This is a genomic window from Devosia sp. A449 (assembly GCF_054489375.1).
In genome coordinates this window covers 506,436-516,129 of the sequence record NZ_JBTMWU010000002.1, presented here as the reverse complement: position 1 = coordinate 516,129, position 9,694 = coordinate 506,436, and the positions used below count along the sequence as shown (strand labels likewise).

At 63.2% G+C, this 9,694-nt stretch carries 13 protein-coding genes; 3 read left to right on the top strand and 10 right to left on the bottom strand.

The window, feature by feature from the left end:
- Positions 1-4 precede the first annotated feature (4 nt).
- Positions 5-400 (bottom strand): ATP-dependent Clp protease adapter ClpS, encoded by a 396-nt coding sequence (gene clpS / locus ACX3OW_RS08415; protein WP_459095303.1) that lies wholly within the window; start codon positions 398-400, stop codon positions 5-7.
- Between the two features lie 491 nt (positions 401-891).
- Here clpS and ACX3OW_RS08410 point away from each other — a divergent pair, with 491 nt between their 5' ends.
- Positions 892-2,475, top strand: coding sequence for a serine hydrolase (locus ACX3OW_RS08410; RefSeq protein ID WP_459095302.1), 1,584 nt, complete (start codon positions 892-894; stop codon positions 2,473-2,475).
- A 75-nt stretch (positions 2,476-2,550) separates the two neighbouring features.
- The gene (locus ACX3OW_RS08405) at positions 2,551-2,820 is read left to right on the top strand and encodes a hypothetical protein (protein ID WP_459095301.1); all 270 of its coding nucleotides are present in this window, start codon (positions 2,551-2,553) and stop codon (positions 2,818-2,820) included.
- Between the two features lie 23 nt (positions 2,821-2,843).
- On the opposite strand, the gene ACX3OW_RS08400 is transcribed toward ACX3OW_RS08405, so the two are convergent.
- The 6 genes from ACX3OW_RS08400 to mgtE form a co-directional block, all read right to left on the bottom strand.
- Positions 2,844-3,686, bottom strand: coding sequence for a division plane positioning ATPase MipZ (locus ACX3OW_RS08400; RefSeq protein WP_459095300.1), 843 nt, complete (start codon positions 3,684-3,686; stop codon positions 2,844-2,846).
- 88 nt (positions 3,687-3,774) lie between these two features.
- The gene (locus tag ACX3OW_RS08395) at positions 3,775-4,488 is read right to left on the bottom strand and encodes a DnaJ domain-containing protein (RefSeq protein WP_459095299.1); all 714 of its coding nucleotides are present in this window, start codon (positions 4,486-4,488) and stop codon (positions 3,775-3,777) included.
- Positions 4,485-5,165: a VWA domain-containing protein gene (locus ACX3OW_RS08390; RefSeq protein ID WP_459095298.1), complete on the bottom strand. Its 681-nt coding sequence runs from the start codon at positions 5,163-5,165 to the stop codon at positions 4,485-4,487. The genes ACX3OW_RS08395 and ACX3OW_RS08390 overlap by 4 nt, the downstream gene beginning before the upstream one ends.
- A 122-nt stretch (positions 5,166-5,287) precedes the next feature.
- Positions 5,288-5,713, bottom strand: coding sequence for a DUF1489 family protein (locus ACX3OW_RS08385; protein ID WP_459095297.1), 426 nt, complete (start codon positions 5,711-5,713; stop codon positions 5,288-5,290).
- Positions 5,710-6,387, bottom strand: coding sequence for a glutathione S-transferase family protein (locus tag ACX3OW_RS08380; RefSeq protein ID WP_459095296.1), 678 nt, complete (start codon positions 6,385-6,387; stop codon positions 5,710-5,712). Before ACX3OW_RS08380 ends, ACX3OW_RS08385 begins: the two co-directional genes overlap by 4 nt.
- Positions 6,388-6,745: 358 nt before the next feature.
- Positions 6,746-8,161, bottom strand: coding sequence for a magnesium transporter (mgtE, locus tag ACX3OW_RS08375; RefSeq protein ID WP_459095295.1), 1,416 nt, complete (start codon positions 8,159-8,161; stop codon positions 6,746-6,748).
- 100 nt (positions 8,162-8,261) lie between these two features.
- On the opposite strand from mgtE, the gene ACX3OW_RS08370 reads away from it, so the two are divergent.
- Positions 8,262-8,633, top strand: a complete 372-nt coding sequence (locus ACX3OW_RS08370; RefSeq protein ID WP_459095294.1) for an MmcQ/YjbR family DNA-binding protein — start codon at positions 8,262-8,264, stop codon at positions 8,631-8,633.
- Here ACX3OW_RS08370 and ACX3OW_RS08365 read toward each other — a convergent pair.
- The 3 genes from ACX3OW_RS08365 to ACX3OW_RS08355 are packed head-to-tail and all read right to left on the bottom strand — an operon-like array spanning position 8,630 to position 9,567.
- Positions 8,630-8,830 carry a hypothetical protein gene (locus ACX3OW_RS08365; RefSeq protein WP_459095293.1) on the bottom strand — a complete coding sequence of 67 codons (201 nt, stop codon included), beginning with the start codon at positions 8,828-8,830 and terminating at the stop codon, positions 8,630-8,632. The genes ACX3OW_RS08370 and ACX3OW_RS08365 overlap by 4 nt on opposite strands.
- 9 nt (positions 8,831-8,839) lie before the next feature.
- Positions 8,840-9,163: a hypothetical protein gene (locus ACX3OW_RS08360; protein ID WP_459095292.1), complete on the bottom strand. Its 324-nt coding sequence runs from the start codon at positions 9,161-9,163 to the stop codon at positions 8,840-8,842.
- Positions 9,160-9,567, bottom strand: coding sequence for a hypothetical protein (locus tag ACX3OW_RS08355; RefSeq protein ID WP_459095291.1), 408 nt, complete (start codon positions 9,565-9,567; stop codon positions 9,160-9,162). The genes ACX3OW_RS08360 and ACX3OW_RS08355 overlap by 4 nt, the downstream gene beginning before the upstream one ends.
- Positions 9,568-9,694: the final 127 nt, after the last annotated feature.

The following is a 9,694-nucleotide window of genomic DNA, read 5'->3' as shown; positions in this document are numbered from 1 at the left end:
GTTCCTATTGCTTTTCCATCACGCATTGCAGCGGATGCTGGTTTTTGCGTGCCGTATCCATGACGCGGGTGACCTTGGTCTCGGCCACTTCGTATGGATATACGCCGCACTCACCCACCCCCTTTTGGTGAACGTGCAGCATGATCTGCATGGCGTCTTCACGCGATTTGTTGAAGACATCCTGCAAGACCAGAACGACGAATTCCATCGGCGTGTAGTCGTCGTTGAGAAGCAGCACCCGATAGAGATTCGGGCGCTTGGTTTTGGGACGGGTCTTGGTGATCGTCCCGGTTTCGGTGCTGCCCTTGCCGTCTCCACCCTCCTTTTCCGGGCCGGCATGCGCCAGCCCCGGCCGCAGCGCAGCCGCGTGGTCGATGGCATTGAGGTCGTCAAAAGTCATGGCAAAAACATCTGTCGCAAGGAAAACGAAGCAGCCTGGTGAGGACCATTATGTAGGCAAAAACTCGCCGGTGTTAAGGGGCATGATGTGCCGAATGCGTGAAGGCGTGGAATGGGTGCTCCGCCGCCGTCCCAGTCGACACCCTCCCCCTTGCGGGGAGGGATCAAGGGTGGGGGTGGTTTGGTCGGGATACCGGGGCCCTCGCACCCCCTCCCGGCTCGATCACGGACTTAGCGAAGGGCTAAGTCCTATCTCGCTCTCCCTCCCCGCAAGGGGGAGGGTGGCAGACTGATAGTCCAGTGGCCGCCATCCCGTGACCATCTTTCCACACTCCAACATAAATCGACGGCATTTTACGGAATGGTAACGGCACGCCCTTATTCTGTTCTGAAGCAATGGAGGTTCGGGAGCGTGGGGCTCGCCTGAATTCCGCTGCGAGTGTGTGTTGCGTACGGGTGCAGAAGCACCCGAGAGTAAAGTTGGAGTACCGGGTGGCTTCCCAGGCGAAAACCCCATGGCGTGTCGTGTTTTTGCGCGCCTTTGCCGCAGTCCTCGTTGTCCTTGCTGTCAGCGCCCACACTGTGGCGCCGGCGCAGGCCATTGAAAATCTTCGCAAATATGCAGGGATCGTGGTCGACGCCAAGTCGGGCAAGGTGCTGTATGAAGAGGCTGCCGACAGCAAGCGTTACCCCGCTTCCGTCGCCAAGGTGATGACGCTCTATGTCCTGTTTCAGGAATTGAGCGCCGGCAACCTCAAGCTCTCCACCAAGATGACCGTGTCCAAGCATGCCGCGGCCGCCGTGCCGACCAAGCTCGGCCTGCGCGCTGGCGCCACCATCACCGTGGAAGACGCCATCAAATCGCTGGTGACCCTGTCGGCCAATGACATGGCCCGCGTCATCGCCGAGCATATTTCCGGCTCGGAAAGCAAATTCGCCGAACGCATGACCGCCACGGCCCGCGCCCTCGGCATGCGCAACACCACCTACCGCAACGCCTCGGGCCTGCCCGATGGCGGCCAGGTGACCACGGTGCGCGACCAGGCGATCCTCGGCATCGCCGTCTATCAGCACTTTCCCAGCTATTACGAATTCTTCCAGACCAAGAGCTTCAGCTACGGCAAGTCGACCTATGGCAACCATAACCGCGTGCTCGGCTATATGGGCGCCGTCGACGGCATCAAGACCGGCTACATCAACGCCGCCGGTTCCAACCTGCTGACCGCCGCCCGCAAGGATGGCCGCCACATCGTCGTCGTCGCCTTCGGCTTCAATTCGGCCGGCGCCCGCGACGAAAAGGTGCGCCAGCTGGTCGCCAACTACCTGCCCAAGAGCCGCAGCGGCACCTATGTCGCCCAGATCCCCACCCCGGGCCGTCAGGGCAGCGCCGTACAGGTCGCCGTGGCCCAGTCGCCCTCCTCGGCGCCGGTCTTCGTCCAGCCCATGCCCCTGCCCGGCTTCCGCCTGGCCCAGCTGGTCGCCGCCAATGGTGCCCAGGCGCAGACGCCGGCCATCCAGCCGGTGGCCGTCGCCAGCGTTGCCCCGGCTCCTGCGCCCATGCCGGCCGATCTCGGCCTGCAGCCGGCCGTCCAGGCCGCCAATATCCTTGCCGCGCCCAGCCAGGCGCCGCAGCCCGCCTATCCCAGCCAGGACATTATCGGTGCCTGGCTCAGCGAGAGCTACAATCTGGGCGCGCCGCCCTCCGCTCTCGGCCAGACCACGCCGTCCGCCCCGCTCGATTTCGTACCGCCCGCTGCGGCCAGCCAGGGTGGTCAGCCGGTCGACCTGATGACCTCGGGCTCGGTGCAGACCGCTGCCGTCGCTACCCCGCCGGGCGGCTGGGTGGTGCAGATCGGCGCCGGCCCGTCGGAAGACAGCGCCCGCACCATGCTGTCGGACGCCGCCGGCAAGGTCGGCAAGCTCGGCGATTTCCGCTCCTATGTGGAGCGCTTCGAAAAGAACGGCCAGATTTTCTACCGTGCCCGTTTCGTCGGCTTCGGCGGACGCGATGATGCGACGGCGATGTGCAACCAGCTCAAGCAGCAGAATCTGAGCTGCCTGGCGATGCAGAGCTAAACAAGAATAACGCGCCGACGCCCAGAGCGCCGGCCATTCGGGGAGCAAATTGGCGCCTGTGTTTGGAGTAGCCCAATGAGCGAAAATACTGCCCTGCTGGATCTTGCCAATTTTGTCGGCCGGTCCAGTCTCGCCTCGGAAAACATGGCCGTGCGCAATCGCGCTCTGGCCGGAATGACCCAGCGCCTGCTGCCGCGCAAGCGTGGCGTCGGCGATCTGCTCGGTGTGGTGCTGGCCCTGTCGGCCCGCACGCGCCGCATGGTGCAGGAGCCGGTCGCTATCGACCTCGACGTCTTCGCCCCCGGCGGCGCCCGCGCTATCAGCATGTTTTTTGGCGAGCGCTAAGGCCCGTCAATTTCGCCTGTTGTTCAGGCCGAGAGGCGGGCTGGCTCCGCCGCTAATTCACGCGCCGGCAGATTCAGCGCGCCCACCAGATTGCGATATTCCTGCCTTGCGCTGACATGGGACACCGAGGACGCCTCGCCCTCCCCCTCCAGCGGATCGAACACCGTCAGGCCGCTGGCGAATAGCGAGCGGAAAATCACCCGCTCGGCGATGCCGTCAGCCATGCGACAACCAAACCGCGTGGCAATGCCCTCCAGCGTGGTGTGAACCTGCCGCGCATTGCGCGACGCCAGCATGGAGATGCGGTTGCGCACCAGCACCCAGTCGACGCTACTGCCATCCATCGCCAGCCGCTCGGCGCGGGCCCGCTGCACCAGCCTGGCATAATGGCTGGATTCGATCGGCAGGCCGCTTTCAGGATCAATGCGGGCCAGCACGTTGATGTCGATCAGGCTGTCATTGACCGGGGTCACCAGCGTATCGGCCAGCGAATGCGCCAGCCGCGTCAGATTGGTGTCGAAGCCCGGCGTGTCGATGATCAGGAAATCGACCCTGTTCTCGACCTCGCTGACGGCGCGGCGAAACACCTCGAACTCGGCCTTGTGGTTTTCCTTGACCGAGTCGCCCCAGGCCGATGGCAGATGGAAATGCGTCGGATTGGGCAGGCTGCGGCCGGTCTGCTGGCAATGCGCCCGCCGATGGCGGACATAATGCGTCAGCGTCTGCTGCCGGCTGTCGACATCGATGGTGGCAACGCGATGGCCCGCATAGAGCAGATACACCGCCAGATGAAAGGCCGTGGTCGATTTACCCGACCCGCCCTTCTCATTGCCAACCACAATGACATGCGCCCCGTCACGCGACATCGACCGCTCCAAATCAGCGCTTCACCAAGTCTGCTAACAGGGGCATTCATGGTTAATGGGGCGTTAACGCCGCCATGCGGCAACAATGCTACTGCTTGAGCAGCCGGTCGCGGGCTTCGTTGATTTTCGAGGCCAGATAGCTCGAGCCGCCATGGTCGGGATGCACCGCTTTCATCAGTTCACGATGCGCCGCGCGAATCTCGTCATCACTGGCGCCCGGCTGCAAGCCCAGCACCTCATAGGCTTCGGCCAGCGGATCGCCTGAAGCTCGCGCCGCATTCGGCGCATCCTGCGGCTCCTCCGCCTGTCCGGCGAAATATTCGCGCCAGCCGCTGCGATTGGCGTCGAGCCAGCTTTCCAGCAGGCTGACACTATCGGCGTCCCCGGAAATTTCGTCGATCAGCGCGCGGGTGTGGAATTCGTCCAGATCCATCAGATCGGCCCCGGCAAACTGCCCGGCGGTGACGTTGCCGGTCACCGTGCCGGTGTCATGGTCCAGTTCCATCATGAAATAGGGGCTTTTGACCCGCGAGACATTGCCGCCGCCCTGCCCGACGCCACCGCCATCGAAGGAATAGGGCCCGAGCCGGCCACTGCGCAGCACCGAAACCGCCGCCGCGCCGACAAACAGCGCGATGTCGAAGCGCCGCAGCAGCAGCAACCCGACCGTCAGCAGCGCCGCGCCGCCGCCGACCACCCAGCGCAGCCCGCGCATCACCCGATGCCGGCCCAGCTTGCGCAGATATTGATAGGCCGCCAGCGCGGCCAGCAGGGCAAAGCCGCCGAGGAAAAAATAACTCATCGCGGCAACTGCGCCAGCAGCGCCTGGGCCGGCGCGCTGCCCTGCAGCTTCAGCAGGTCGCGCCCGCCGCTGGCATAGGCCGCCACCGCCTTGAGCAGCGCCGCCAGCTCCTGCGGCGCCGAGGCGTCAAACCGCGCATAGGCGCCCTTGGTCAGCCGGGCGAATTCGCGAAACGCCGCCTCGACCCGGGCGTCCCGCCCCTCCTGAAATACGAACATCGGACACCCCAACAGTCCCAGCTGACCGGCTTTCTCGGCCAGGTCATCGACATTTTCCTCAATCGCATCACCGACATACACGACGGCGTTGATTCGACGCTTCGTATGTTCGGCCCGCGCATGGGCAAATACCTTGGAAATCTGCGTATTGCCGCCCTGGCAGGCAATTCCGGTCATCAGCTTGGCCAGCGCGCCAGCATCGGCCACCCATTTGGAGGCGCGGCATTCGCCAAAGCCGCGAAAATACTGCAACTGCACCTGCAAGGCGCTGTCCTTGGGAATGGCGCGGAACATCTCCGCCTGCAGTGTGCAGGCCAGGTCCCAGGTCGGCTGCCGGCTCATCGTCGCATCCAGCGCGAACAGCAAGCGCCCGTCCTGCGCCGCATTGGGCCGTGCCATTTTGCCCACCTGCTTGACGAAGGCGGCAATATCGCCACTCACCGCACTGGTTTGGGGCATGCCTGTCGTGGGACGCGCAACCGGGTCTTTTTTGCTCATGGCTTCAATATGTGGCCCACCCGCCCGAGCCGCAAGCCCGCGCGCGCTTCCACCCACGGTGTCATCCGGGGTTTGTGGAAACCTCAGATCAGCCCAAGCTTCGCCAGATCGGCCGCCAGGGCCAGCGAGTCGGCATTCTCGTTCGCGCCGAGATCGGGCGGCGCGTCTTCGGGGCGCAGATAACGCCAGCCCTGGAACGGGCGCTTGGGATAGGGCACCGTCTTCACCAGTTCGGGCGTCATGATGATGTCGCAGTAATTGATGCCTTCGGCATTGGTATGGGTGGCCAGCCGCAAAATCTTCTGTCGGCACACCACCTGCCCGGCGATCACCCAATAGATCGAGGACTGCCCTTCCATTTCGGCGGCACGCTTGGGCATCATGCGGGTGCGATGCACATGCACATCCTCGCCGTAATCGGCATCCCACCAATGGGCCCGCTCATCGCGATAGGATTCGAGTTCGGCCAGCGACTTCACCCCGACGCACAGCTTGATCATGTGGATCATGTCAGCGTCCCCGGCTTCACCCGCCCCTGAATGACGTCGATCTCGTCCTCATCGACAATCCACGGCTCGCGCAGCGCCAGCGCCAGCCAGTCCTGAAACGCCGGCAGGCCATAAATCGCTTCGACATACTCGGCCGCCACATCGGAGATCGGCAGGCCATAGGTGCGCAGCCGGGTCGCCAGCGGCGCAAACATGGCGTCGGCCGCCGTGAACGCCCCGAACAGGAACGGCCCGCCCGAGCGCCCCAGCAGCTCGCCCCACAGCGTCTCTACCCGGTGCAGATCCTTGGCCACGCTGTCGCGACTGACCTTGCCGGGATGAGACGCCCGCAAATTCATCGGGGCATGGCTGCGCAGCGCCTGAAAGCCGGCATGCATTTCGGCCGAAACCGCCCGCGCCCGGGCCCGGTCAGCAATATCGGCCGGCCAGATCGCCTTGTCGGGAAAACGGTCGGCCAGATATTCGATGATGGCGATGGTTTCGACCAGGGTCAGATCACCATCGAGCAATACCGGCACCCGGCCGGTCGGCGAGCGCTGCGCCAGCACGTCGCGAAAACCCTCGCCCTGCAATTGCAGCACTTCGTCCTCGAAGGGGATGTTGAAATGCTGCAGCACCAACCAGGGCCGCAGCGACCAGGTCGAATAATTGCGATTGCCGATCAAGAGCTTCACATCTGCCTCCCGGGAAGAAAGAAGGGCGCCCCAGTGGCCCGGGCGCCCTTCAAAATTGCTGTAAGTGAAAAACTCCCAGCGTCTATACGCCAGCAATAATGGAGAAAACCAATCCCATCGACAGCAGACAAACCAGGGTCCAGCTTGCAGCCCGCCAAATGGTGGCCTTCGGTTGACTTCGCATGATCGCTCCTTGTCAGCCGTTCACTCCGGGCCTGACTTTGTTCGTCAGGGCGCCGGTAGCAAACCGTTAACTGCGTCACAAAATCTTTGCAAGCGGCGAAGTTGCCACACTCCACAGCCGGCTAAAGCGCAGAGTTAACCGCGAGATAGCCGGATTAGTGGCATTTTAGCGGCCTCAAAACAGCCCGAACCACAGCCCGGCAATGCCCAAAAAGGCAAAAAATCCAACCACATCAGTCATCGTGGTCACGAACACCGCCGAAGCGATGGCCGGGTCGGCCTTGAATTTATCCAGCAGCACCGGCGTCAGAATCCCCGCCGTGCCAGCCACCACCAGATTGATGATCATGGCCGAGGCGATCACCGCCCCCAATTGCAGATTGTCGAAGCGCAGCCAGGTCACCAGCCCGATCAACACCGCGAAAATCGCGCCATTGGCCAGCCCGACCAGCATCTCGCGGCCGATCAGCCGGCGCAGTCGCCGCCCGTCCAGTTCACGCATCGCCAGCGCCCGCACCGTCACCGTCATGGTCTGGGTGCCGGCATTGCCACCCATCGAGGCGACGATCGGCATCAGCACCGCCAGCGCCACCATATGTTCGATGGTGCCGTCGAACAGCCCGATCACGAAGGACACCGCCACCGCGGTGAACAGATTGACCAGCAGCCAGGGCGCGCGGCTGCGCACCGTATCGACGATGGTGTCGGAAATATCCTCGTCGCCGACGCCGGCCAGCAGCTTGATATCCTCGTCGGCTTCTTCGTGGATCACGTCGACGATGTCATCGATGGTCAGCACGCCAACCAGCCGCTTGCCCTCGTCGATGACGCCGACTTCGACCAGATCGTAGCGCTCGAAATCGCGCGCCGCTTCTTCCTGGTCTTCCTCGGCGGCGACCACCACGAAATTAATGTTCATCAGCGCTTCGATGGAGGTCACCCGCGGCGCCCGCAGGAATTTATCCAGCGGAATCGTGCCCAGCACCTGATAGGCCGCGTCGACCACATAGATCTGGTAGAATTCGTCGGGTAGGTCCGGTTCGCTGCGCAGATAGTCGATGGTCTGCCCCACCGTCCAGAACGGCGGAATGGCGATAAACGCGGTCTGCATCCGCCGCCCGGCGGATTTTTCGGGAAAATCGAGACTCCGCTTCAGGCTGAGCCGTTCGAAGGTCGGCAGCTTGGCCAGAACCTCGTCCCGGTCTTCCTGATCCATGTCCTCGAGAATGGCGACGGCGTCGTCGTTTTCGAGCCCGGCCACGCCGCGCGCGATATCGGCGTTGGGCAGTTCCTCCATCAGCTCGATACGAACCGACTCGTCGACCTCGGTCAGCGCCAGATAGTCGAAGCGGTCGCCCAGCACCCGCACCAGATGCAGCCGTTCCTCGGCGTCGAGCGATTCGAGCACGTCGCCGACGTCGGCCGCATGCAGCGGCGCGATCACCGTGGCGACATCGTCATCCCGGCCCGCAGCCAAATAGGCGTGCAAACGTTCCAGCCAGAGCGGACTGATGCGGTCGTCCGCATCGCGCAACGCATTAGGATCGATCCCGGCCTGGTGGCCGGGCAAGGTCTCGGGATCTGTGCTCATGTGGGGGCCCTTGTGTGTCCGAGGTTTCGGGGCACCCAAGCTGTAGCCAATCACACAGCAATCCGCCAGACTGGGAACAGCGATTTGAGAGGGTTAGACGATGAAAACCGATCTCGACCAAATCTTTACCCGCATCGAACGCCTGGCCCACGCCCGGGCCCTGCCCGCGCTGACCCGCGCCACCAGCTACGGCACGCCGTCGCTCAAGGTGCGCGACAAATCCTTCGTCCGGCTCAAGGACGCCGCGACGCTGGTGCTGCAATGTCCGCCCGAGCAGAAGACGCTGCTGATGGAAATTTCGCCCGAAATCTATTTCGAGACCGCCCATTATGTCGGCTACCCGGCCGTGCTGATCCACCTCGATGCCATCGCCGACGAGGAACTCTCGCTACGCCTCGAAGACGCCTGGCGCTTCAAGGCCCCGGCCAAGCTGGCCAGCCAGCGTCCCGGTGTGTTGCCGAAGGCAGATTAGCGCCGTTTGTCCCCCGCCCGGCCCGGGCAAGCCGGCCGCCGGATGGGCAGATCGGCAAGCTGCGCCGGCGTCATGCGCTGGATCGCCGGGTGGGCGAAGGGATCGGCCTGCCAGTGCCTTTGCTCCGCCTCGCTGTCCCCACAATCCTGCATCCGGCGCAGCCAGCGCCGAATGGCTTTCCCCAGCGAGCTGGCCATGGCCCTGCCCTAAAGACCCGGCAATTCAACCGGCGGGAAGCGCATCGAATCTTCGCCACATTCATGCCAGTCCATCTCGGCATTGGACTGCCCTTGGCGGCCGCGACACCAGTTCTTGTCATTGAGCGCCACACCATAGATCGAGCGCGAGACACAGGCCACATCGACCTCGACGCTATCGATCTTGGCGAGGCGACAGCGCGAATCGGCCTCGTCATAGAGCTGGGTGAGAACCGGCACCGGCTCGATGGCCGAGGAAAAATCCCTGCCCTGGGCCACGCCCGCCAGCGGCGCCGCCACCAGGGCTAAAATCAGTGCTGAACGAAACATCATTTCTGCCTGTTTGCTGGAATTTGAGCATCCGTGACCAGCACGCAGTTCACGCCGGCAATCACGTCATGCCCTTCGATTTGATAGAGGCCGCCGCGGTCACACCGAAACGACATGGAAGATGAGTTTTTGGCGCTGGTCATGGCCTCGAGTTCGGTCAGCGGGATCGGCGTCTTGAAAAACACCTGCCCGAGGATCGACTCGCCATCCCGGAACTGGCTCGACACCCCCACCATGTCGGCGATCATCGCCGTGGGGTTGATGATGTCGGTCTGCCAGAAATGGACGGTGATATCGTCCTGCACCTCGACTTCGACCGCGTCGTCGGGAATGAGCGGTTCATCCTCGGCCAGCCCGATGGCCGGGACACTGATGCAAAACACCAGCGCCAGCAGTGCGCGGCGCATACGGCAATTCTGGGTCGCAACCCGTGATGCCAACCTCATGGGGCATCTCTGTTTTCGTGGCGATGCGCCGATCTAAACAGACTTCATTGATTAGTAAAAACGATATATCATCATGCCATTCAGTACG

What these genes read in the sequence shown, in the direction of transcription:
- clpS (WP_459095303.1), bottom strand. Translation starts at nt 400, where the DNA reads ATGACTTTTGACGACCTCAATGCCATCGACCACGCGGCTGCGCTGCGG.
- ACX3OW_RS08405 (WP_459095301.1), top strand. Translation starts at nt 2,551, where the DNA reads ATGAGCGAAAATACTGCCCTGCTGGATCTTGCCAATTTTGTCGGCCGG.
- ACX3OW_RS08400 (WP_459095300.1), bottom strand. Translation starts at nt 3,686, where the DNA reads ATGTCGCGTGACGGGGCGCATGTCATTGTGGTTGGCAATGAGAAGGGC.
- ACX3OW_RS08395 (WP_459095299.1), bottom strand. Translation starts at nt 4,488, where the DNA reads ATGAGTTATTTTTTCCTCGGCGGCTTTGCCCTGCTGGCCGCGCTGGCG.
- ACX3OW_RS08390 (WP_459095298.1), bottom strand. Translation starts at nt 5,165, where the DNA reads ATGCCCCAAACCAGTGCGGTGAGTGGCGATATTGCCGCCTTCGTCAAG.
- ACX3OW_RS08385 (WP_459095297.1), bottom strand. Translation starts at nt 5,713, where the DNA reads ATGATCCACATGATCAAGCTGTGCGTCGGGGTGAAGTCGCTGGCCGAA.
- mgtE (WP_459095295.1), bottom strand. Translation starts at nt 8,161, where the DNA reads ATGAGCACAGATCCCGAGACCTTGCCCGGCCACCAGGCCGGGATCGAT.
- ACX3OW_RS08370 (WP_459095294.1), top strand. Translation starts at nt 8,262, where the DNA reads ATGAAAACCGATCTCGACCAAATCTTTACCCGCATCGAACGCCTGGCC.
- ACX3OW_RS08365 (WP_459095293.1), bottom strand. Translation starts at nt 8,830, where the DNA reads ATGGCCAGCTCGCTGGGGAAAGCCATTCGGCGCTGGCTGCGCCGGATG.
- ACX3OW_RS08360 (WP_459095292.1), bottom strand. Translation starts at nt 9,163, where the DNA reads ATGATGTTTCGTTCAGCACTGATTTTAGCCCTGGTGGCGGCGCCGCTG.
- ACX3OW_RS08355 (WP_459095291.1), bottom strand. Translation starts at nt 9,567, where the DNA reads ATGCGCCGCGCACTGCTGGCGCTGGTGTTTTGCATCAGTGTCCCGGCC.